Source organism: Planococcus liqunii (genome assembly GCF_030413595.1).
GTDB classification, from domain to species: Bacteria; Bacillota; Bacilli; order Bacillales_A; family Planococcaceae; genus Planococcus; species Planococcus liqunii.
Map to the genome: position 1 here is coordinate 626,171 of NZ_CP129238.1, position 22,468 is coordinate 648,638.

General features: G+C 49.4%; 20 protein-coding genes. 17 read left to right on the forward strand and 3 right to left on the reverse strand.

The window, feature by feature from the left end; translation table 11 throughout:
* The first annotated feature begins 187 nt into the window (after positions 1 to 187).
* The 10 genes from QWY22_RS03240 (at position 188) to QWY22_RS03285 (ending at position 11,856) form a co-directional block, all read left to right on the forward strand.
* Positions 188 to 1,825 (forward strand): serine hydrolase domain-containing protein, encoded by a 1,638-nt coding sequence (locus QWY22_RS03240; RefSeq protein WP_300983029.1) that lies wholly within the window; start codon positions 188 to 190, stop codon positions 1,823 to 1,825.
* Positions 1,826 to 1,843: 18 nt separating this feature from the next.
* Positions 1,844 to 3,946 carry a glycoside hydrolase family 3 protein gene (locus QWY22_RS03245; RefSeq protein WP_300983031.1) on the forward strand — a complete coding sequence of 701 codons (2,103 nt, stop codon included), beginning with the start codon at positions 1,844 to 1,846 and terminating at the stop codon, positions 3,944 to 3,946.
* A 20-nt stretch (positions 3,947 to 3,966) separates the two neighbouring features.
* Complete coding sequence (locus tag QWY22_RS03250; protein WP_300983032.1) at positions 3,967 to 5,226, forward strand: exo-beta-N-acetylmuramidase NamZ family protein; 1,260 nt, start codon at positions 3,967 to 3,969, stop codon at positions 5,224 to 5,226.
* Between the two features lie 204 nt (positions 5,227 to 5,430).
* Positions 5,431 to 7,338 carry an N-acetylglucosamine-specific PTS transporter subunit IIBC gene (nagE, locus tag QWY22_RS03255; RefSeq protein ID WP_300983033.1) on the forward strand — a complete coding sequence of 636 codons (1,908 nt, stop codon included), beginning with the start codon at positions 5,431 to 5,433 and terminating at the stop codon, positions 7,336 to 7,338.
* 120 nt (positions 7,339 to 7,458) lie between these two features.
* A complete protein-coding gene (nagA, locus tag QWY22_RS03260) occupies positions 7,459 to 8,628 on the forward strand; it encodes an N-acetylglucosamine-6-phosphate deacetylase (protein WP_300983034.1) in 1,170 nt (389 codons plus the stop codon).
* Complete coding sequence (nagB, locus tag QWY22_RS03265) at positions 8,625 to 9,365, forward strand: glucosamine-6-phosphate deaminase (protein WP_300983035.1); 741 nt, start codon at positions 8,625 to 8,627, stop codon at positions 9,363 to 9,365. The genes nagA and nagB overlap by 4 nt, the downstream gene beginning before the upstream one ends.
* 5 nt (positions 9,366 to 9,370) lie before the next feature.
* Positions 9,371 to 10,090 carry a GntR family transcriptional regulator gene (locus QWY22_RS03270; protein ID WP_300983036.1) on the forward strand — a complete coding sequence of 240 codons (720 nt, stop codon included), beginning with the start codon at positions 9,371 to 9,373 and terminating at the stop codon, positions 10,088 to 10,090.
* A gap of 28 nt (positions 10,091 to 10,118) precedes the next feature.
* Positions 10,119 to 10,385: a phosphocarrier protein HPr gene (locus tag QWY22_RS03275; protein WP_263427806.1), complete on the forward strand. Its 267-nt coding sequence runs from the start codon at positions 10,119 to 10,121 to the stop codon at positions 10,383 to 10,385.
* Positions 10,386 to 10,415: 30 nt separating this feature from the next.
* Entirely contained in the window at positions 10,416 to 11,150 is a 735-nt protein-coding gene (locus QWY22_RS03280) for an SIS domain-containing protein (protein ID WP_300983037.1), read from the forward strand.
* Between the two features lie 142 nt (positions 11,151 to 11,292).
* Positions 11,293 to 11,856, forward strand: a complete 564-nt coding sequence (locus QWY22_RS03285) for a GNAT family N-acetyltransferase (RefSeq protein ID WP_300983038.1) — start codon at positions 11,293 to 11,295, stop codon at positions 11,854 to 11,856.
* A gap of 15 nt (positions 11,857 to 11,871) precedes the next feature.
* Here the strand turns inward: QWY22_RS03285 and QWY22_RS03290 are convergent, their stop codons facing one another.
* Complete coding sequence (locus QWY22_RS03290) at positions 11,872 to 12,051, reverse strand: CsbD family protein (RefSeq protein ID WP_036802238.1); 180 nt, start codon at positions 12,049 to 12,051, stop codon at positions 11,872 to 11,874.
* A 109-nt stretch (positions 12,052 to 12,160) separates the two neighbouring features.
* Between QWY22_RS03290 and QWY22_RS03295 the strand changes: the two genes are divergently transcribed.
* From QWY22_RS03295 to QWY22_RS03310, 4 genes are all read left to right on the forward strand, one after another.
* A complete protein-coding gene (locus tag QWY22_RS03295; protein WP_300983039.1) occupies positions 12,161 to 12,775 on the forward strand; it encodes a 3'-5' exonuclease in 615 nt (204 codons plus the stop codon).
* A 115-nt stretch (positions 12,776 to 12,890) separates the two neighbouring features.
* Entirely contained in the window at positions 12,891 to 13,616 is a 726-nt protein-coding gene (locus QWY22_RS03300; RefSeq protein ID WP_300983041.1) for an ABC transporter ATP-binding protein, read from the forward strand.
* Complete coding sequence (locus QWY22_RS03305; protein WP_300983043.1) at positions 13,613 to 14,635, forward strand: ABC transporter permease; 1,023 nt, start codon at positions 13,613 to 13,615, stop codon at positions 14,633 to 14,635. Before QWY22_RS03300 ends, QWY22_RS03305 begins: the two co-directional genes overlap by 4 nt.
* A gap of 81 nt (positions 14,636 to 14,716) precedes the next feature.
* Positions 14,717 to 15,469 (forward strand): class I SAM-dependent methyltransferase, encoded by a 753-nt coding sequence (locus tag QWY22_RS03310; protein WP_300983044.1) that lies wholly within the window; start codon positions 14,717 to 14,719, stop codon positions 15,467 to 15,469.
* 107 nt (positions 15,470 to 15,576) lie between these two features.
* On the opposite strand, the gene QWY22_RS03315 is transcribed toward QWY22_RS03310, so the two are convergent.
* A complete protein-coding gene (locus QWY22_RS03315) occupies positions 15,577 to 15,933 on the reverse strand; it encodes a DUF1801 domain-containing protein (protein WP_300983045.1) in 357 nt (118 codons plus the stop codon).
* Positions 15,934 to 15,945: 12 nt separating this feature from the next.
* Positions 15,946 to 16,467, reverse strand: coding sequence for a helix-turn-helix domain-containing protein (locus QWY22_RS03320; RefSeq protein ID WP_300983046.1), 522 nt, complete (start codon positions 16,465 to 16,467; stop codon positions 15,946 to 15,948).
* A gap of 201 nt (positions 16,468 to 16,668) precedes the next feature.
* Between QWY22_RS03320 and QWY22_RS03325 the strand changes: the two genes are divergently transcribed.
* The 3 genes from QWY22_RS03325 (at position 16,669) to QWY22_RS03335 (ending at position 22,457) form a co-directional block, all read left to right on the forward strand.
* Positions 16,669 to 17,973, forward strand: a complete 1,305-nt coding sequence (locus tag QWY22_RS03325) for an MFS transporter (protein ID WP_300983047.1) — start codon at positions 16,669 to 16,671, stop codon at positions 17,971 to 17,973.
* A gap of 26 nt (positions 17,974 to 17,999) precedes the next feature.
* Positions 18,000 to 18,983 carry an ornithine cyclodeaminase family protein gene (locus QWY22_RS03330; protein WP_300983048.1) on the forward strand — a complete coding sequence of 328 codons (984 nt, stop codon included), beginning with the start codon at positions 18,000 to 18,002 and terminating at the stop codon, positions 18,981 to 18,983.
* Positions 18,984 to 19,676: 693 nt separating this feature from the next.
* The gene (locus QWY22_RS03335) at positions 19,677 to 22,457 is read left to right on the forward strand and encodes a sensor domain-containing phosphodiesterase (protein WP_300983049.1); all 2,781 of its coding nucleotides are present in this window, start codon (positions 19,677 to 19,679) and stop codon (positions 22,455 to 22,457) included.
* The last annotated feature ends 11 nt before the right edge of the window (positions 22,458 to 22,468 follow it).

The following is a 22,468-nucleotide window of genomic DNA, read 5'->3' on the forward strand; positions in this document are numbered from 1 at the left end:
TAAATTTATTCCTCCAAAAGGCGTACTTCTGCCCCTGAACCTGAGCAAATATAAACGGAACGAAAAATGGAAAGCGCAAAATCCATTTAAAGACAGAGCTATTGGGGCATGGGCAATAAAAGAATTGTCAGATAATATTGGACAGTAGAGGTAAATAAATACAAAAAAGAATAAGAGGAGGAAAGAAATGAAAAAAAGAACGAAGCTCAAAGTTCTGTCATCTGCCTTGGTTTGTTCGCTTGCTTTCACATCTGTTCTCGCTTCACCGGCAATGGCGGCTCCGGCGAATCAATGGAATCAGCCAGGGCCGATGTCGCCTGTACTCCATCCGGGTTCAGTGAAAGGGGCGGGCATGATCCAGGAACCGCTGGACCGTTTTGACACTGAAATTGAAAGCGCTTTAACGGCGAAGACGACGCCAGGTGCGGTCGCGTTTGTTGCCCGAAGCGGACATATCATTAAGCACGATGCGTATGGCTATGCATCTCTGTACGCCGACGACCAGTTTACACCGGTGGCTAATCCGATTGAAATGAAAGAAGACACGATTTTCGACTTGGCTTCCATCAGCAAAATCTTTACGACGACGGCGGCGATGAAGCTGTACGAAAAAGGGCATTTCAAGCTGGACGATCCGGTGGCTCTGCACCTTCCGCAATTTGCGGAGAACGGCAAAGAAGCAGTCACCATTCGCCAGCTCATGACGCACACGTCCGGGTTTATCGCCTGGGTGCCGCTCTATCAGCAAGGAAAGACGCGCGAAGACCGCATCGAATACGCGCTGCGCTATCCACTGGCCAATCAGCCGGGCACCCATTACACATACAGCGATTTGAACTTGATCACGCTCGGGGCATTGATTGAGAAATACTCCGGCAAACGGCTCGATCAGTTTGTAAAAGAGGAAATTACGGACCCAATCGGCATGAAAGACACCATGTACAACCCGCCTGCATCTTTGAAAAACCGCATCGCGGCAACGGAATACCAGCCGGTGCTTGGGCGCGGCATGGTATGGGGGGAAGTCCACGATGAAAACGCCTGGTCCTTGGGCGGTGTTGCCGGACATGCCGGTGTTTTCTCTACAGCTTCGGATTTAGCGAAATTCGCCCATATGTTTTTGAACAATGGCAAATACGGCGGCAAACGGATTTTGGAACCGGAAACGGTCCGCTTGCTTGAAACCAACCAGATTCCGGAATTTCCGGGAGATGACCACGGGCTTGGCTGGGAACTGAACCAGGGCTGGTATATGGACGCGTTAGCAGATCCGGCGGCATTCGGTCACACCGGCTACACGGGTACAAGCATCGTCATCAACCGGAAAAACAACACGATTGCCATCCTGTTGACGAACCGCGTGCATCCATCGAGAAGCACGATTTCGACAAACGGCATCCGCCGGGCCTTTGCCAGATCGGTCGCGGACGCCATATCGGCTCCAGTTCCGAAGCATCAGGAGGCTTGGTTCTCGGGCTACGGCGATAAATTAAACAATGAAATGCAAGTCGCTGTTCCGGCGGGCGCCACTGCAGCCTCATTCGATTCATGGCATCGTCTGGAAGCCAACTCGGATTTCGGTTTTATTGAAACGTCTTCGGATGGTGTGAACTGGACGCAAGCGGCTGCTCCTCTTACGGGTGAAAGCGGCGAATGGGGACGGGTTTCAATCGAATTGCCGGAAGGCACGAAGCATCTTCGCTTCCGATACCAAACCGACGCTTCCGTTAATGGGCGCGGCTGGTACGTCGGCAATATCCAGATAGACGGCAAACGGATCCAGCCGAAAGCGGAAAACAACAACTGGACTGTACGCAGCAATTAAGTTAGAGGGGGATGGAATATGAAAAAAATTCATAAATTATTGGTTTTGCCGCTGGTGATCGCCGCCTTGGTGGTTTCTTCACTGGCAGCCGGCGCAGGAGCAGCAAAAGCGCAAAACTCGGCGGCCGATTTGGTGATTCTTCAAAACGTGCCTGAAGTCGAAGTCGACAGCAACGGGGAACTCACATTAAAAGCCGTGCATTTGTATGAAGACGGACACTTTTTGGGGGCTTCGGAAGGATTGGAATGGAGTTCGACGAATAAAACCGTAGCTTCTGTAGACGCCGAAGGTACGGTAACGGTTCTTGGAAAACCGGGGAAAACGTTTATCACAGTAACCGACGGCAGCTACACGGATCGAATCGCCGTGCAGGTAAAGCCGGATGGGTCCGCTAAAACCGGCAAAGGCAAACCGCCGGTAAAGGTGTCGGTAATTAAAAGCGGCGGAGAGCGCTATAACTTGATCGAAAAAGCAGTAGCCGGCATGACGATGGAGGAGAAAGTCGGCCAGATGCTGATGCCGGATTTCAGAAACTGGAAAGGGCAAAACGTCACACAGCTACTTCCAGAAATTGAGCAACTGGTGAAGCAATACCATCTGGGCGGGGTCATCTTGTTCCGTGAAAACGTCGTAACGACTGAACAGACAACAAAGCTTGTGGCGGACTATCAGGAAGCGGCAGAAAAATACGGCCTCTTGATGACGATTGACCAAGAAGGCGGCATCGTGACGCGTCTGCAGTCCGGAACCGATATGCCGGGAAGCATGGCGCTGGGAGCGACGCGCTCTGCAGAAATTACGGAGAATGTGGGGAACGCAATTGGCGAAGAGCTTTCCGCTCTTGGCATTAACATGAACTTTGCCCCGTCATTTGATATCAACAACAATCCGGACAACCCGGTCATCGGCGTCCGTTCATTCGGCGAAAATCCGGAACTGGTCGCGGAACTGGGTGTAGCTTATACGAAAGGGCTGCAAGCTTCCGGAACTGCTGCGACTGCGAAACATTTCCCGGGACACGGTGACACAGCGACCGATTCCCATATCGGCTTGCCGGAAGTGCCATATGATTTGGAACGATTGAAAGCAGTTGAATTGTACCCGTTCCAAAAAGCGATGGAAGCGGGCATTGATGCCATCATGACCGCGCACGTGACGTTCCCGAAAGTGGACGGCACAAAAGTCATTTCGAAAAAAGACGGCAGTGAAATCACGTTGCCGGCTACGCTCTCACACAAAGTACTAACGGAATTGATGCGGGATGAAATGGGCTATGAAGGCGTCATTTTCACCGATGCCTTGAATATGCAGGCGATTGCCGACCATTTCGGACCGGTTGAAGCCGTGATCCGTGCGGTCAATGCTGGAAGCGATATCGTCCTCATGCCGGTTGGGCTTGAAAGTGTCGCAAACGGTTTATACGAAGCGGTCCGTTCAGGAGAAATTTCCGAAGACCGCATCGAATCTTCAGCCAAGCGCATCCTGGCATTGAAATTAAAGCGCGGCATTGTGAAAGAAGAAACACCGAAGCCGGTTGAAGAAAAAGTGGCCAATGCGCTGCAGGTGGTCGGCTCGGAAGAACATCAGCAAGTTGAACGCGAAGCATCGGAAAAATCTATTACGCTTGTGAAAAATGAAGGCGTATTGCCGCTGGCACCAAATCCCGAAGACTTAGTGGTGGTTGTCGGAAATGCCTATTCCGATGAACTTTATGCAGGATTGAAAGCGCGCCATGGCAACACCATCTGGATTCAAAAAGATAATTTATTGACCGAGCAGGAACTGGCCCAAGTCCAAGCTGCAAAAGCAGTGGTAGTCGGAACGCGTACATCCACTGTCTCGCAGCGTTCGCCGAACAGCGGACAAATGAAAATGGCCAACCAGATTATTGCCTCTACCGATGCACCAGTCATTGCAGTCGGCATCCAAAATCCATACGATATTATGGCTTATCCGGAAGTGGATGCGTATTTGACGCAATACAGCTTCCGAACAGCAAGCTACGAAGCGATGGCTTCAACGATTCTAGGGCAATTGTCACCAACCGGAAAATTGCCGGTAACCATTCCGGATCTCGCAGGCGGCACACTTTATGAATACGGACACGGTTTGACTTACTAAACGGATAGGGAGAGATGACTTTGAAAAAATGGATTGTAATGCTGCTCACCGCCATGCTCGTTTTATCTACACTTTCGATCGCATTCGCCAATCATGACAACGGCAACGGCAAATCGAAAGACCGCGGCAAAGGCAAAAAAGACCAATTTGCCATCGGAATCGAAGTGCTGCTGGAAGACCAGAAACACTTGATCGAAGGGAAAAACGTCGGGCTGATCACCAACCCGACAGGCGTGGATAAAGACTTGAACAGCATCGTGGACCTTTTGCACAATGATCCCGATGTGAATCTGACGGCATTGTACGGGCCGGAACACGGTGTGCGCGGGGATGCGCAGGCTGGGCAATATGTAGAATTCTATAATGATGAAGTGACCGGCCTTCCGGTTTACAGCCTATACGGCTCTACCAGAAAACCGACACAGGAAATGCTTGAAGGCGTTGACGTGCTGCTGTTTGATATCCAGGACGTCGGCACTCGTTTCTATACGTACATCTATACGATGGCGCTAGCGATGGAAGCGGCCAAAGAAAAAGGCATTCCGTTTATCGTGCTTGACCGTCCGAACCCACAAGGCGGCGTTAAAGTGGAAGGGCCGGTGCTTGATCCGAAATTCGCTTCATTTGTCGGGCAATACGCGATTCCGCTTCGCCACGGCATGACGGTCGGCGAATTGGCTGGACTGTTCAATGAAGAATTTGGCATCGGTGCCGACCTGACCGTCGTCAAAATGAAAGGCTGGAAGCGGAACATGTTCTACGATGAAACCGGGCTGGAATTTGTCGCACCTTCACCGAACATGCCAACACTTGAAACGGCTCTAGCCTATCCGGGAACCGCTTTGATTGAAGGCACGAACGTGTCGGAAGGCAGAGGCACGACCAAGCCATTCGAATACATCGGCGCACCGTTCATCAACAGCACCGAACTGGCAAAAGAATTGAATGCGCTGGAATTGCAAGGCGTCGCTTTCCGCGCAGCCTCGTTCACTCCGGCATTCTCGAAACACTCCGGCAAACTGTCGCACGGCATCCAAGTCCATATCACGGACCGCGACGCATACCTGCCGGTTGAAACCGGACTCCACATCGTCAAAACGATTTATGATCTGTATCCGGGCGAAGTTACATTGACTGCGTTCTTCAACAATTTGATCGGCAACGACTGGATTGCCCAAGGCATCAAAGACGGCATGACCGTTGAAGAAATGAAAAAACAATGGAAACCGGAACTGAAAGAGTTCGAGAAAGTCAGAAAGAATTACTTGCTGTATAAATAGGAAGGAAAGAGCTGCAGACCCCAAAGTCTGCAGCTTTTTTCTTTTTCCTGATGCCGTATGTCCAAGTAACTGAATTATTTTTTTCTATTTGAAGTAAAAAGAAAACGCATACATTTTTTTATGAAAACGTCAAATTGGTATAGACATCTATACATATTAACTCTATAGTAAAAATTAAGACTAAGAAAAAAGAGGTGGATTCACTTGTTCAGTTTTCTGCAGAAAATAGGGAAATCATTGATGTTCCCGATCGCAACATTGCCGGCAGCGGCTTTGCTCCTGCGGTTTGGCCAGGATGACTTGCTCGGCATTCCGTTCTTATCGGCAGCCGGTGCGGGAATCATCGACAACCTTGCCATCATTTTTGCCATCGGTATCGCTTTCGGGCTTGCCCATGACAGCAACGGCGGGGCGGCGCTTGCGGGTGCCATTGCTTATCTCGTATTGACTTCAGCGATTGTCACAATCAATGAATCAATCAATATGGGCGTATTTGCCGGAATCCTTTCCGGGATTGTCGGCGGGCTATTATACAATAAATTCTATAACGTGAAGTTCCCGGCCTGGCTCGCGTTCTTTGGAGGACGGCGCTTTGTTCCGATTATAACCGCTGCCACCATGACGGTGCTGGCAGGGATATTAGGCTACGCATGGCCGCCGATCCAGGATTTGATCGACAGCGCAGGCGACTGGATTTTAAACGCAGGCATGTTCGGGGTAGGGGCTTATGGTTTCTTCAACCGTTTGCTGTTGCCAACCGGATTGCACCACGTCATCAACACGATTGTCTGGTTTGATTTTGGTACATTCACGGACGCGACGGGAGAAGTCGTGCGCGGTGAGATCAACCGTTTCCTAAAAGGGGACCCGACAGCGGGGCCGTTCCTTTCCGGTTTTTTCCCAATCATGATGTTCGGGCTTCCGGCAGCATGTTTGGCTATGTATGCAGCAGCTAAAAAAGAACGCAAAGCGATTGTTGGCGGGATGCTGTTCAGTATCGGTTTCACGTCATTCCTTACTGGGATCACGGAACCAATCGAATTCTCATTCATGTTCTTATCGCCATTGTTGTATGTTGTCCATGCTTTATTGACAGGCGTATCGATGATGATTGCTTATGCACTTGATGTCCATCACGGCTTCGGATTCTCGGCAGGCGCCATCGACTTTGTTCTGAACTACGGGCTGGCACAGAATCCGCTGGTGCTCCTGGTTATGGGACTCGGAACCGGTGTCATCTACTTTGCCATTTTCTACTTCCTGATTGTCAAACTGGATCTGAAAACGCCTGGGCGTGAAGACGAAGATGCAGAAGACGGCAATGCAGATACGGGCAATAAAGGAATCGACATCAGAGCGTATCACACAATCGAAGCGCTTGGCGGCGCCGAAAACATTGCGGCAGTTGATTATTGCACAACGCGTCTTCGTATGTCTGTAAAAGACGCAGACCGGGTAAATGAAAAAGAACTGAAGCGCCACGGAGCAATGGGTGTTATGAAAGTGAATAAAACAAACGTCCAAGTGGTAATCGGAACAGCTGTTGAATTCTTGGCAGACGCCATGAAGAAACGCTTGGCCAATGGCAACCCGGCGCCTGAAAGCTTGAACGTGCCGGAAGAAGAAATGTCCACAGAACCTGAAATGGTGAAAGAAATCCGTGCAGAAGACTTTGCGATGCCGATTGACGGAGAAATCATCCCGTTGTCCGAAGTGCCGGATGAAGTATTTGCCAAAGCGATGATGGGGCCAGGATTCGGAATTGTGCCATCGGGCAACACGCTGCATTCACCGGTTGATGGCCGCGTAGTTACCGTTTTCCCGACGAAGCACGCCATCGGCATTGAAACGGATACCGGCATCGAAATCCTGATTCATGTAGGGCTCGATACGGTCAAACTGAACGGCGAAGGTTTTGAGACCCTCGTGGAACAAGGCCAGCTGGTTCAGCGCGGAGATGCATTATTGAAAATGGATCTGACTTATCTTGGAGCTAATGCACCTTCGGTGGTTACACCGGTCATTTTCACTAACTTGACAGGTCAGGAGCTTGAAGTGCTGAAAAAAGGTTCTCAAAAACAAGGCACTGTTTCGATCTTAAGAATTCAATAAACAAAAAAACAGTGGAGCTCACCCCTCCACTGTTTGCAGTTAAGGCACTTACAGGGCGATAAAACAAAACCAGGAAACTCATCCGTGATGTTCCTGGTTTTTCGTAAGGAGAGGCAAAAAATGAAGAAAACCATTTTGATTTCATCTATTCATATTGCGGATGCAAAAAACGAACCGTTTCTTGGAGATGTCTACCTGGAGGACGGGAAAATTGCAGCAATCGCTCCGTCACTTGCAAAAGAAGCGGATCTCCATATTGATGCAGCCGGAAAAGATTGGACACTCGTTCCGGGATTTATCGACGTCCACATCCACGGTGCGGCAGGTTTTGATGCTATGGACGCGACGCCGGAAGCGCTGAGCGGCATGGCGAGCGCTTTGCCAAAAGAAGGCACGACAAGCTTTTTGGCGACGACAATGACCCAATCCGATGAAGCTGTATCGCAAGCGCTTCAAAATGCAAGCGGATTTGAATCAGGTGATGGCCAGGCCGAAATGGTGGGCATCCACCTGGAAGGTCCGTTCATTTCGAAAAAGCAGCCGGGTGCACAGCCGGTGGAACACATCATTCCGCCATCGACTGAACTGTTTCAGAAATGGCAGAGCCTGAGCGGCGACCGCATCAAGCTCGTGACGATGGCGCCGGAAACAGAAGGCGGCTATGGCTTTGTCGACGAAGTGACGTCCACCGGTGTGATTGCTTCCATTGGCCATTCAGACGGCACCTGGGAAGAAATGCAGCATGCCATTTCGGTTGGCGCAAGCCATGTGACGCATCTCTACAACCAGATGAGTGCATTCCATCACCGGGAACCGGGCGTCGTAGGAACGGCTTTGGTGGACAAACGCTTGTCGGTAGAAATCATTGCGGACTTTATTCACAGCCATCCGAAGTCGGTAGAGCTGGCGTTCCGCCAAATTGGGGCTGATCGCCTCGTCTTGATCACCGACGCTATGCGGGCAAAAGGGCTTAAGCCGGGTACGTATGATTTGGGCGGGCAAGATGTATTCGTTACTGAAAACGGCGCGCGGCTGGAAAGCGGCGCTCTCGCCGGGAGCATTCTGACGATGGATGAAGCGATGAAAAACGTGCAATCGTGCACAGACTGTTCGATTTCGGAACTGGTTGCCGTCACTTCTTACAACGCAGCAAAAAAATTGGGCTTATCCCATAAAGGAAGCATCGAAAGAGGCAAAGACGCCGACTTGGTCATTCTTGATGAACATTTGGATGTGCAGCTGACAATTTGCCGCGGCACCATTGCGTATAAGAAGGAGGGGCTGGCATGAATGTGATTGTGGTGGAAAACTACGATGAAATGAGCCTGCGCGCTGCAGAAATCGTGGAACAGCAAGTTTTGAAAAATGCAAAATCGATTCTCGGACTAGCTACCGGTTCCACTCCGCTCGGCCTTTATGGCAAAATGGTTGAGGGGTTTAAAAACCGTGGCGTTTCCTATGAGCAGATCAAGACCGTCAATCTCGACGAATACCAAGGACTGAATCGCAACCATCCGAACAGCTACCATAGTTTCATGTACGAAAATTTATTCAAACACATCAACATTCAGATGCGCAATACCTATCTTCCGGATGGGCAAGCCCGCTCGGTGGAAGAGGAATGCGTTCGCTACGAGGCGCTGATTGACCGGATCGGCCCGGTGCATTTGCAGATTCTCGGAATGGGGACGAATGGCCATATCGGATTCAACGAACCGGGTACCCCTGAAGACAGTTTGACGCATTGCGTCGAACTCGATGAATCCACACGCAAAAACAATGCCCGCTTTTTTGAATCACAGGAAGCCGTGCCGACGCATGCAATAACGATGGGAATCACTTCGATTTTAAAAAGTGACCGCATTTTGTTGCTGGCATCCGGGAAGAAAAAAGCCCCAGCCGTCAAAAAGCTGATGGAACAGCAAGTAAGCGAAGATTTTCCGGCTTCGTTTTTATGGAACCATGACGATGTGACACTTATTGCAGACCGGGATGCCTATCAATTGGTGGAACCAGAAAGGCAGTGATCGCGGTGCTCGATAAACAATCCCATATCCCGATGTATGTCCAAATCGAAGAAGAGCTGAAGCGCCGGATTAAAGACGGCGAAGTGGCGGTGGGGACAGCGATTCCGTCAGAACGGGAATTGACCGAGCAGTTTGGCGTCAGCCGCATGACCGTCCGCCAGTCCATCACCAATCTGGTGAATGAAGGTTTGCTGTACCGGGAAAAAGGGCGCGGCACCTTTGTCGCTTCGCAGAAAGTCGAACAGCCCCTGAACGGCTTGACGAGCTTTACGGAAGATATGAAAGCCCGCGGGCTGACGCCAAGCAACAAAGTCATCCAGTTTGAAAAAATGCTGCCGGAGCCAGACATTTCCGCAGAGCTTCAGCTGAAGCCAAGCGAGGAAGTGTTCAAGGTTGAACGGATCCGCTACGCCAATGAAAAGCCGATGGCGCTCGAACGGACGTATTTGCCGGCCAAACTGTTTCCAGGCCTTGACGAACAGGCATTGGACGGTTCGCTGTATTCGCTCATTGAGTCGGGCCAGCAGTCCATCAGCCATGCTTCCCAGCGCATGGAAGCGGCACTTGTCCGCAAAGAAGAAGCGGAGCTGCTTCAAATCGCCATGCCGTCCGCCATTCTGATTATTGAACGGATTTCTTATTTAACAAACGGCACGCCGTTTGAAGTGGTCCGCAGCATTTACCGTGCGGACCGGTACAAATTCGTCACCGAAATTCAACGCTAAAAACAAACCCAAAGGAGAACTGAAAAACATGATTGAAAAAAACTATACTATTACAAGCGATGAGGGCCTTCACGCCCGTCCGGCTTCACGCCTAGTACAGACCGTTACACCATTCTCAGCCGATGTGAAATTGGAGTTTAAAGACAAGCAAGTAAACATGAAATCCATCATGGGCGTCATGTCGCTTGGCATTTCAAAAGGCAAAGAAATCAAAATCATTGCAGATGGCAAAGACGAAGAAAAACTGATGGCTGCAGTGGATGAACTCATTGTAGGCGAAGGCCTCGGAGCGTAAACATTCTTTGAAGACAGGAGCGGATGAGGCATGCTGAAGGCCTATTTTAAAGAAGCACGCGAAAGGCTGCGGCTAGTCGAGGAACAGGAAGCTGAAGCGATGGCCGAAGCGGCAGGGAAAGTCGCGGCAGCCATACAGAACGGCGGCATTGTTCAGCTGTTCGGCTGCGGCCATTCCCATATCCTGACCGAAGAAGTGTTTTACCGGGCTGGCGGGCTCGTTCCGGTCAAGCCGATTTTCATCGAGCCACTGATGCTTCATGAAGGAGCGGTCCGTTCTTCGCAGCTTGAGCGGCAAAACGACTATGCCGAAGAAGTGCTGCGGGAGCAGGATTTCCGCCCGGAAGACGTGGTATTTGTCTTGTCTACTTCCGGACGCAATCCCGTGCCGATCGATTTCGCATTGGCGGCCCGTGAAGCGGGCGCATTCACTATTGGATTGACGTCGCTGGAATACGCCAACAGCCAAACATCGCGGCATCGGAGCGGTAAACATCTGCACGATGCTGTGGATCTCGCCATCAATAACCATTCCGTGATCGGCGATGCCGTACTCCAGGCAGAAAACGTCCAAGTGCCTTTTGGTCCGACTTCGACTGTCGTAGGCGCCACAATCCTGAACGCCATATTCGCTGAAGCGATCCAGCTAATGGCCGACAACGGTTTCGAGCCGCCGGTTTTCCTCAGCGGCAATATCGACGGCGCCGACAGCCACAACAACCGCTTGATTGAAAAATACAAAGAGCGCATTGCGGCGTTGGCATGAGAAGCAGCAGATTCCAAGCACCTACTTGGAATCTGTTTTTTTTTGCTTTTCGCTTAAAAAAGGTGCAGTGCGAATAAATTTTCACAAGCGGCAATAAACCCGGTTGTGCTACTATATAAAGTAAATCTAAGGGGGAATTGGCATGTTTATACATAAAATTGACGATGAGCTGGCGTTGAAACTTCCGGAACTGAAAGACGCAGAGCGGATTTTCGAATTGACAGACAGCTCGCGTGAGTATTTGAAAGAATGGCTTCCGTGGGTGGACTTCACCGCGAAAGTAGAAGACACGCAGGATTTTATTAAAGCAGGCAGAAGCAATTTCGCAGAAGGCAAAACTTTGAACGCCGCTATTTTGTTTGAAGGGGAAATAGTGGGGATGGGCGGTTTCAACAGCATTATCCAAGCGAACAAAGCAGCGTCGATCGGCTATTGGCTCGCGCCGCAATATCAAGGGCATGGCATCATGACGCGTGTCGTAAAAGCGTTTACCGAACATGCATTTGACGAGTTGAAGCTGAATAGAGTGGAAATTCGTGCCGCTGTCGGCAACCAGAAAAGCCGCAGTATCCCAGAGCGCCTGGGCTACGTGGAAGAAGGCACCATCCGCCAGGCAGAATGGCTGTACGACCATTACGTTGACCACACGGTTTACGGCATGCTGGCAGAAGATTGGCACAATCGAATAAAAAACACCCAGCAATAAGCTGGATGTTGGAAGTTAAGAACCGCGTTTGAGTTTTCCAATGGTCTTCTGGAATTTGCCTTTGGTCTTGTCAAACTTGCCTTCATTCTGCAGGCGCGGATTGTCTGTGGCATTGCCGACTTGATCTTTGACTTCACCTTTTGTCCGGCTGACGACGCTTTTCAGTTTGTCTGAGAACCCTTTGTCACGGGCCATTTTAGACGCCTCCTATTGAAGTTTCTTACTCTTTGTATAGCACCAGAACGGAAATTTTAAACTTTTTCCGGTACAATAGAGAGAAAGTTTAATTGGAAGGAGGGACGGCATGGAAAAACGAGACCCGAGACAGATTCTTGAACAGAAAATGCGGGAGACCCGCCCGAAATGGACGCGGAACCAGACGCCGAGCCCGAAGAAATACAAACCGAGCATGGAATTGGTGGAAAATTACGTCGTCCTGGATTTTGAAACAACCGGCCTACGGGCAGGAAGCGATAAAATCATCCAGATTGGGGCCGTAAAATACATCGGGCACAACCGGGAAGACACGATGTATTTGCTGATCAATCCGGAACAATACATTTCTCCGACCATTACGCGCATCACCGGCATTAAAAACCAAGACGTCCAGGATGCGCCGACAATTGACGAAGTGGCGCACGACTTGATCGAGTTTATCGAGGGACTGCCGCTAGTGGCACATAACGCACCGTTTGATATGGGCTTTTTGTACGCCCTCGACAAAATCACGCCGATTCCGGAGTACACGGTCATCGATACGGTGAAACTGGCGCGGAAAGTCATCCGCGAAACGCCGAACCACAAGCTGGGAACTTTAGCGCAGTACCTGCAGCTTGAGCACAATGCCCACGATGCGTTAGGCGATTGCCTGGTGACAGCGGAAATCTACCAGTATTGCATCAGCCGAATGAAACGATAAGAGCAATCTCCTTAGTGGAGATTGTTTTTTTATTGCCTAAGCGGCTATGAATCAGAACGGAAAAGAGTAAAATACAGAGTAATCACGCATTCGTTTTTGAAATGGGGGCTTGTCCATGAACGCCAGCATAGAGTTGAAAAACGTCAGCAAAAGCTTTGGCAAGAAAACCGTGCTGCAGGAAATCGATTTGTCGATTGGGGAAGGCCAGATTTATGGACTGATCGGGCCATCGGGTTCGGGAAAGACAACTTTGGTGAAAATGATCGTCGGCATTGATGCGCCGGATTCGGGTACGGTTCGGGTGCTCGATGTGCAAGTCCCGGATCTGGAACTGCTGAACGAGATTGGCTATATGGCGCAGTCCGATGCCCTGTATCCGGAGCTCACCGGCAAGGAAAACCTGGACTTTTTTGCATCGCTGTATCCGATGAAAAAATCCCATATGAAAAAGCGCATTGCTTATGCTGCGGACCTGGTCAAACTGTCCGATGACCTTGGAAAGAAAGTATTGGCTTATTCCGGCGGCATGAAGCGCCGGCTGTCGCTCGCAATCGCGTTGGTGCACGATCCGAAAATCCTGATACTTGATGAACCGACAGTGGGGATTGATCCGGAACTGCGTGTAGCTATCTGGAACGAGTTGTTTCATTTGAAAAACGAACAGCAAAAAACCATCCTCATCACGACGCATGTCATGGACGAAGCGGAAAAATGCGACCAAGTGGCAATGGTGCGGGACGGAGCTGTTTTAGCGAGCGGCACACCGGCAGAATTGAAAGGTCATTACGGCGTCAATCAATTAGAAGAAGCCTTCCTAAAAGCGGGGAGGGAGCAGCGATGAGAATTGCCGCGTTGGTGCGCCGGATCACCAAACAAATGCTGCGGGACAAGCGGACCTTGGCGCTGCTGTTTCTGGCGCCGCTATTTGTCCTGACGCTGATGTACTTCTTTTTCAACGGCAATACGGTTCAGCCTGAACTTGGGACAGTGGATGTTCCCGAATCGTTGGCTATGGCTTTGGAAGAAAGAGGGATGATCATCACCTCTTACAGCCAAGCCACGGAGGAAACGGTGATAGAAGACGATTTGGACGGTTTGCTGGAATTGGAAAGCGGCAGGATGACCTTAACCTTGCTGAATGATGATCCGTCGCTGGCGAAAAATCTGCTGGCGCAGGTCAGCCAGACGGTTTTGCTGGCTTCGGGACAAGCTCAGCCCATACCGCTCGAAACCGCCTATATTTACGGCAGCAGCGACACGGAATTTTTCGATGTGCTGTCGCCGGTATTGATTGGCTTTTTTGTGTTCTTTTTCGTCTTTTTGATTTCCGGGATCGGCTTGTTAAAAGAACGGGTATCCGGTACGCTGGAGCGTTTGATGGCGACGCCCATCCGCAAAGGAGAGCTGATTGCGGCCTATTTAATCGGATTTGGCATTTTCGCGGTCATTCAGACGGTCATTGTGGTGGCGTTTTCGATTACGGTGCTGGATGTGGTACTGGTCGGATCGGTGTGGCATGTGCTGCTCATTAATTTACTGCTGGCATTAGTGGCGTTGGCGCTCGGTATTTTATTGTCGACCTTTGCATCTTCTGAATTCCAAATGGTCCAATTCATCCCGATTGTGGTCGTGCCGCAAATCTTTTTTGCCGGTATTTTCCCCGTCGAAGGACTGGCAGACTGGCTGCAGGCAATCGGCCGCATCATGCCGATCTACTATGCAGCGGACGCATTGAAAGCAGTCATGTACAAAGGTCAGGGCTTCAGTGAAATCAGCGGCGATCTGTTGGCATTGGTGGTTTTTGCGTCCGTCTTTATTGTGCTGAATCTTGTCGTATTGAGAAGACATCGGAAATTATAACAGATGGATTCGACTTCCTGCGTTTTGGAAGTTAGGAAGAACCCTTCCAAAAGGAGGGGAAGAACAAGGGGGATATGCACATTGCTGAATTACTACAGTAAATTATCAACAGAAGTATACGACTTGGACAAACCCGTCGGCAGTTCGTTCGGCGATATCGAGTATTATCTGGAGCGGCTGCAAGGAACAGCTGGGCGGATTTTGGAACCGGCAGTTGGCACAGCACGCATGATGATTCCGCTGCTCCAAGCCGGATTTGAAGTTGACGGCTTTGATGTATCGCCGGAAATGCTCGCGAGATGCCGGGACAATTGCCGTGAAAGGGGGCTCAGTCCGGAACTGTTTGAAGGGCGGATGGAGTCGTTTACTGCTAGCGGGAAATACGGGGCGATCATCCTTCCGACCGGCACGTTTCTGCTTTTGCATGAACGGGAGCAATCGCTGCAAGCTTTAAGCAATTTCCATCGTCATCTGGAAAGCGGCGGCCGGTTCATCGTTGATCTGTATTTGCCGGGGAATATCGAGCTGGAGAAAACTTCGACTCGCACTTGGACCCTTGAAAACGGGGACACCATTACGCTGGAAAACAAAAAAGTCGAAGTGGATTGGATTAACCAATATAGTATTTCGCACAACCGCTATGAAAAGTGGCGGGACGGCAAGCTGATTGAAACCGAACTGGAGCGCTTTCCTATGCGCTGGTACGGTGTAGCAGAATTTAGGCTGTTGCTGGAACAGGCGGGATTTACGGCTATCACGATTTCAACCGATTACCGATACGGGGAGTATCCGACTGGAGCGGGACAATGCATCACGTTTGAAGCGGTGAAATAAATCGGCGATTTTAGGAAACTTGGGCATAAACAGCCGAAGTTGGGCATAAACAGCTGCGACTCGGGCATAATCAACAAAAAAAGGATGGCTCCGCGGAGCCATCCTTTTTAGCGCCGATTCAAATCAATCGCTTCCCAAATTAAGTTTTTGAACGGTCCCGGCTGGATGTCAGCAAGCTTCCGGATTCGGATATGGCGCATCTTTGTACCGTCGCCTTCAAGAAGGCCTTCCCGGTCATCCAGTTGGGCGCCTTGGTAAAAGCCGAAATTGATATGGCTTTTAGCGGTTTGCAGGTAGCATACCAAGCCGTCGCGTGAATAAGAAGGTTTGCCCCATTTGATTTCTTCGGTCATGCTTTCGGAAACTTCGAAAATCAATTGACGCAATTCCACCGCCATTTGCTGGACATGCTCTGGAAGTTCTTTGATGTATTGGTCGACTGCTGGATTAAGCTGTACGTTCATCGGACACTCTCCTCATTTCGTTTTGGATGAAACCACCAGAAAGCGTACGTCGCGGTCGGTCAAATTAAACCAGTAATGCGTTTGGCGCGCATCGAACATCGTCGATTGCTGCTCGCTGAGTTCAAATTGCCGGCCATCCACTTCCACAGTCAATACGCCTTCCACGACGAAAATAAATTCATAGCCGTGATGAGCAAACGCGTTGCCTTCGTTTTCCCCGGGATGCAAGGTGACGAGAATCGGAGAAAAGTCCGCTTCTTTTACATCATTCGATAAGTCCTTATAATAAAACCGTTCCAGCCGCATCGCCAGCTCGTCCTGATCAGTATCGCCTTCAGCAAAGAATGCACTGGGATCCACATTCAAGGCATCGGAAATCTTCCGCAGCGATTCCAGCGTGACGCTTGATTTTCCCCGTTCCACTTGAGACAGGAAACTGATGGACACACCGGTCTCATCAGCTAATTCTTTTAATGTCATTTTTCGCTTTTTGCGAAGATCTTTCAGCGTAAAGCCAATTGAACTCGTTGGCATAACCATTCCCCGCCTTACTCTAATCGTTCTATCCTTTTCATCAGCCTGCTTTCAGACTGAAGTTCCCTTTATCATAACGTACTTGCCAAAAGCCCACCACTGAAAAAAGTCGTTGACAGAAAATTTGGAACTGAATAAGATAGGAACATGGGAGAAATTGAAGTGCTACTTCAATTCAAACAAACACAAGGAGGAGTCAGTTTGGACAAGAAGCAAACACGGCGGGTATTGACGGCAAGTTTAGTGGGAAGTTCGATTGAGTGGTTTGATTATTTTTTATATGGAACAATGGCGGCTCTTGTATTTAATCAATTATTTTTCGTTAACGAGGATCCGACAGTCGGGCTGATGCTCGCTTACGCCTCATTTGCATTATCGTTCTTCATTCGTCCGTTTGGCGGCATCATCTTCAGCCATATCGGCGACCGCATTGGGCGCAAGAAAACCTTGGTCATTACGCTAAGCTTGATGGGGCTTGCTACATTCGGCATGGGTCTGCTGCCAACCTATCAGGCTATCGGCATTTGGGCACCTATTCTATTAATCACGCTGCGTTTGGTGCAAGGCCTTGGAATCGGCGGCGAATGGGGAGGGGCGCTGTTGCTTGCGACGGAATACGCACCGCCTGAAAGACGCGGATTTTTCGGCAGTATTCCACAAATGGGCGTTACGATCGGGATGGTCATGGGAACGTTGGCGCTTTGGATCATGACCTTGCTGCCGGACGGGGCATTCATGACATGGGGCTGGCGCGTGCCGTTCATCTTGAGCGCATTCCTCGTTATTTTCGGTTTATGGATCCGTAAAGGCATCGATGAAACACCGGAATTTAAGGCCGTACAGGCATCGGGCGAAATCCCGAAACTGCCGATTGTCGATACACTGAAATACCACTGGCGCGAAGTGCTGATTGCAATCGGCGCGAAAGTGGTGGAAACCGCACCGTTCTATATTTTCGGGACATTCGTGGTATCGTATGCCACAACGAATCTTGGCTTTTCACAAACTGCGACATTGGGGTCGGTAATGATTGCGACAGTCATCACGACAATTTTAATTCCGATTATGGGCTCGCTGTCCGATAAAGTCGGGCGCAAGAAAATGTACATTGCCGGAGCAATGGCAATGGCGCTTTACGCGTTCCCGTATTTCTGGATGTTGCACCAAGGGTCTGTCCTGCTGCTGGTGGTAGCGACCATTATTGGCCTTGGCATTATTTGGGCGCCGATTACTGCCGTTCTCGGCACCATGTTCTCGGAAATTTTTGACGCCAAAGTTCGCTACACGGGTGTTACGCTCGGCTACCAGATTGGCGCAGCCCTGGCAGGCGGAACAGCTCCGCTCGTTGCGACGGCGTTGCTTGCAAACTTTGATAATTCTTATGTGCCGGTCGCGATTTACATCATCTTCACCGCGCTGATCTCACTTGTCTCTATCTGGGCAGTGAAAGATCTGAGCGGCAAACAGGCAGCACCGAAAGTGGCGGCGAAAGAAAGCCGCGTATAAGCCACTTTCTTCAAGGGAGGACAACCATGCTCATCATCAATGAACAACAGATTCAGGAATCGTATAACATGGCAGATGCCATCAAAGACATCACGGCAATTTTGATAGCAAAACAGCAAGGCAAAATCGACAACCCACACCGCACCGTTCTGGATTTCCCGGAACGCCAGGCATCATCCTTGTATATGCCGAGTGCCGATTTAGTGGGCGACATTGCCGGCGTGAAAGTGGTCACCATCTTTCCGGAAAACCCGGCGCAAGGAAAACCGACAACCCAAGGCATGATCCTGTTGTCGGATGCAGCGAACGGTGAACACGTTGCACTCATGACGGCGTCTTACCTGACGCGCTTGCGGACAGGTGCATTAAGCGCCATTGCAACAGAGCGCCTGGCGAGAACTGATAGCCGCGTCCTGACTGTAATCGGCACGGGAGCGATGGCGTTTGAGCAAGTGCTTGGAGTGCTGGAAGTCCGGGCAATAGAACGCATCACTTTGGTGAACCGGACGCCTGAAAAAGCGGAGGCTTTCGGTGGGAAATTGAAAGCATTCGGCGTCACGGTTCCATACGAAGTCGAAACGGATGTCCAGAAGGCCGTCAACCAGGCAGACATCCTCTGCTGCGCCACGCGTTCTGATAACCCGGTATTTGATGGAAGGGATTTAAAGCCAGGAACCCATATAAACGGCGTCGGATCTTATTTGCCAAGCATGCGCGAAGTGGACGAAGTTACCGTAGAGCGGGCTGATAAAATCGTTGCCGATGATTTAGTTGGTGTTCGGGATGAAGCCGGTGAACTGATCCACTGTGCAGAAAGCGGCGATTGGTCGTTCGACAATATTTACGCCGAACTTGGCGAACTGGCAGGCAGCGAAAAAGCCGGACGCGAGTCAGCTGAAGAAATTACTTTCTTTAAATCGGTCGGAGCCGCCTATTTTGATCTCGCTGTCGCCAAAGGGGTTTTTGCAAAAGCGAAAGCATTGGATTCCGGAATAGAAATAGAAATGTAAGAGGCTGTCCGCAAAGTATAAATTAAATGAATAGAAATCCATAAAACCAACCGGACCGGCCACTTCGCTTTCCGTGGGCTCAGCTTTAGCCTCCTCGCCGCTCTGCACCTCCGGGGTCTTCAGCTTTCGTCGCTCAGTCGCGTTGCTCCTTCACTGCTCCCACAGGAGTCTTCGTGGCCGAACCGGTTGGAAGACTCACTTTCATCTCTGAAAGTGAACGATAACCCGATTGAAGACCTACCATCTGGATGTAGAAGAAAAGTGACACCTCTGGGTAACCTCCACTTTGAGGATTCGGAGTGGAAGCCGGCGACTCCTACGGGATAGTGCGGCGCGAGCCAGCGGAACGCGTCCGGCTGAAACGGAGGATCCGGGATGCCCGGTTGTATGTTCATTCATTTCTCATGCGTAAAAATTCTTTTGTCTGCAAACTCAGGCTGTCCGCAAATGCGGACAGCCTTTCATATTTGCAGGATAATTACTTTTTTATATAGACAAAATGAAATAATCAGTACATTAGGAGGATGTAATTTTCAGCCAAAATAACTATATTCAATGGTAGTATGTGCTAAAAACTTTACAATAAAACAGTATATTCGTTGCATAAAAGTGTTAAAATAAAGAGATAAAATACATTTATTGGAACGGATTCTAAAATCGAACCGATTAATCATAGAATTGGGGAGCGTATGGATGCGAAAAGAACAGACACGATATTCTCGGCTGGCTCAAATCACCAAATTAATCAATACAAAACTTGAATTGAGAGAAGTGCTTGAACATGTCATCACTGCGATTTCTGAAGAAATTGTCCAGTGTGATTCGGTCGGCATTTATTTGCCTGAAGAGAATGGAGATTTCCGCGGCTTTGTCGGCAAACCGGAAATCATAAACGGCATGACACTGGATATGCATTTCATCGATACAGAATATGATTTGTTGGCAAAAGAAGTAATCGAAACAAAGAAAACGATTTACATTCCGGATACCTCCAAAGATGACCGGCCGGATCATCGGGCGGTTGCAGGTTTCCAAATTAAATCGTTGCTTGGGTTGCCCATCACGTATGAAGATGAATTGTTTGGTCTGGTGTTTTTATTTGACTATGGAATTCCAATGAATTTAAAAGAAGATGAGATCCAGACGGTGGAAGCTTACGTCAATATGGCAGGCGTTGCCATCCGCAATGCCACCAACTTGACCCGCAAAGAAAATCTGTTGGCTGAAAAACAGGTGCTGCTGGACTTTACGCGGGAATTGTCGATGTGTTCAACAATGTCCCAAGCACTGGACAAATGCTTTTCCTATGTTGGCGAAGTATTGAACAACTACAATGTAGGCGTGCATCTTCTGGAGCCTTTAGCTGAAAAGAAGATTGAACCGGCGACGTTGAGCAAAGACAGTGATTGGTCAGAAGAAGAATGGTTGGCGACGCACACGAAAGCGCCGCTCGATCCCGCCAATGACGGGGTGTTCCAGGAAGTGATCCGCACAAAAAAGCCTTTGCTTATTCCGAATGTATTTGAAGATGACCGGCCGAACCATGAAGTCTGCGCCAATTTTGGCATTAAAGGCATGTTCATGATGCCGTTGATCGCCATGGGTGAAGTACTGGGGGCACTCGCGGTTCCGGAATTGGAAAAAGAGGAACTTTCATTTGCGGAAGCGGACATGCAGCTGGCTCAGTCTTTGGCAGATGCCACCGCGGCCACTTTATCAAACTTGCTGTATATGGAAAAGCAGGAAGTCATCATTGAAGAACGGACCTCGGAAATCCGGATCAAGAACAATGAATTGGAACGGGTAGTAGCAGAACTTGGGAATTTGAGCCGTGAACGGGAACTGATTTTGAACTCCGCAGGAGACGGATTATTCGGTTTGGATTTGGAAGGGAAAATCACCTTCTGCAATCCTGCCAGCGAATCGATGCTTGGCTACGAATCCGGAGAACTGATCGGCAAAAGCTCCGACATCATTTTTGGCAAAAAAAAGCCGGCGATTTCCGAAACGGCTCTTTTTGAACCAAATCAGCAGTTTTTCAAAAAAGACAAATCGAGCTTTTCCGTTGAATACGTCATTTCTTCTATTAAAGACGGCAGCCAAGTGCTGGGCGAAGTTGTGTCCTTCAAAGACATCTCTGAACGAATGAAACTCGAAGAAGAAATAAAGTACTTGGCTTATTATGACAGTTTGACCGATTTGCCAAACCGGGTGCTGCTGAATGATCGACTGAAACAAATGCTGGCTAAATCCAAAGCAAGAGGCAAAAAATTGGCGGTTCTTTATTTGGACCTGGATCGCTTTAAGCTGATCAATGATAGCCTGGGGCACAGTTATGGGGACATTTTGCTGCGTGAATCCGCTGAACGCCTGCGGGAAAGCATTCCTGAAGACGCCATTGTATCACGCCAGGGGGGCGATGAATTTACCATCATTTTGCCGGAGATAAACTGTAAAAACGATGTACTGCCGCTGCTTGAGCAAGTCATAGATTCTTTTTCAAAACCATATTGGCTGAAAGGCAACGAAGTTTATATCAAAACAAGCATCGGCATCAGCATGTATCCGCAGGACGGCGATACGGCGGAAGTCCTCATTAAAAATGCGGACGCCGCCATGTACAAATCAAAAGAACGTTCAGGGACCTATTATCACTTTTTTGAAAGTGAAATGAGCAACCGGAACCTTGAAAGCATCAAATTGGAAAATGCGCTATACAAAGCTTTGGACAATGATGAGCTCGAGATCTATTATCAGCCTCAAATCGACAGCAAAACGAACACCTTGATCGGCGCTGAAGCGCTGCTCCGCTGGATTCATCCGACAGAAGGCATGGTTTCTCCGGTGAACTTCATCCCACTGGCGGAAGAAACCGGGCTGATTATTCCAATCGGCAAATGGGTGCTGGAAAATGCGTGCCGGCAATTGATGGAATGGCATGCAGAGGGATATACCGAGCTGAGCATTTCGGTAAATTTGTCCGGACGCCAATTTGAAGAAGACAATCTGGTAGCCATGGTCGAAGCAATCATCAAAGAGCAGAAAATCGATCCGGAATGCCTTCATATTGAACTGACGGAAAATCAATTGATCCGCAATACAGGCGTAACCATCAAAAAAATGAAGGAATTAAAGAAGCTCGGCGTGAAAATTGCCATTGATGATTTTGGGACCGGCTATTCATCGTTGGGGTATTTGAAAAACTTCCCGATCGATGCACTCAAAATTGACCGGTCCTTTGTCCAGGATATTGAACACGACAGCGACAATGCGGCCATCACCGACACCATTATTACGTTAGCGCAAAACTTAAAACTGAATGTTATCGCAGAAGGGGTGGAGACTCAGGAACAATTGGATTTCCTGATGTCCAAAGACTGCTATATCATGCAGGGCTTTTTCTTCAGCAAACCGGTCAAAGCACTGGATTTTGCCGAAAAATACTTTATCAGCAACAATAATACATTACATTAAAACCAGGGGGC

What these genes read in the sequence shown, in the direction of transcription:
- QWY22_RS03240 (WP_300983029.1), top strand. Translation starts at nt 188, where the DNA reads ATGAAAAAAAGAACGAAGCTCAAAGTTCTGTCATCTGCCTTGGTTTGT.
- QWY22_RS03245 (WP_300983031.1), top strand. Translation starts at nt 1,844, where the DNA reads ATGAAAAAAATTCATAAATTATTGGTTTTGCCGCTGGTGATCGCCGCC.
- nagA (WP_300983034.1), top strand. Translation starts at nt 7,459, where the DNA reads ATGAAGAAAACCATTTTGATTTCATCTATTCATATTGCGGATGCAAAA.
- nagB (WP_300983035.1), top strand. Translation starts at nt 8,625, where the DNA reads ATGAATGTGATTGTGGTGGAAAACTACGATGAAATGAGCCTGCGCGCT.
- QWY22_RS03275 (WP_263427806.1), top strand. Translation starts at nt 10,119, where the DNA reads ATGATTGAAAAAAACTATACTATTACAAGCGATGAGGGCCTTCACGCC.
- QWY22_RS03280 (WP_300983037.1), top strand. Translation starts at nt 10,416, where the DNA reads ATGCTGAAGGCCTATTTTAAAGAAGCACGCGAAAGGCTGCGGCTAGTC.
- QWY22_RS03285 (WP_300983038.1), top strand. Translation starts at nt 11,293, where the DNA reads ATGTTTATACATAAAATTGACGATGAGCTGGCGTTGAAACTTCCGGAA.
- QWY22_RS03290 (WP_036802238.1), bottom strand. Translation starts at nt 12,051, where the DNA reads ATGGCCCGTGACAAAGGGTTCTCAGACAAACTGAAAAGCGTCGTCAGC.
- QWY22_RS03295 (WP_300983039.1), top strand. Translation starts at nt 12,161, where the DNA reads ATGGAAAAACGAGACCCGAGACAGATTCTTGAACAGAAAATGCGGGAG.
- QWY22_RS03300 (WP_300983041.1), top strand. Translation starts at nt 12,891, where the DNA reads ATGAACGCCAGCATAGAGTTGAAAAACGTCAGCAAAAGCTTTGGCAAG.
- QWY22_RS03305 (WP_300983043.1), top strand. Translation starts at nt 13,613, where the DNA reads ATGAGAATTGCCGCGTTGGTGCGCCGGATCACCAAACAAATGCTGCGG.
- QWY22_RS03315 (WP_300983045.1), bottom strand. Translation starts at nt 15,933, where the DNA reads ATGAACGTACAGCTTAATCCAGCAGTCGACCAATACATCAAAGAACTT.
- QWY22_RS03320 (WP_300983046.1), bottom strand. Translation starts at nt 16,467, where the DNA reads ATGCCAACGAGTTCAATTGGCTTTACGCTGAAAGATCTTCGCAAAAAG.
- QWY22_RS03330 (WP_300983048.1), top strand. Translation starts at nt 18,000, where the DNA reads ATGCTCATCATCAATGAACAACAGATTCAGGAATCGTATAACATGGCA.
- QWY22_RS03335 (WP_300983049.1), top strand. Translation starts at nt 19,677, where the DNA reads ATGCGAAAAGAACAGACACGATATTCTCGGCTGGCTCAAATCACCAAA.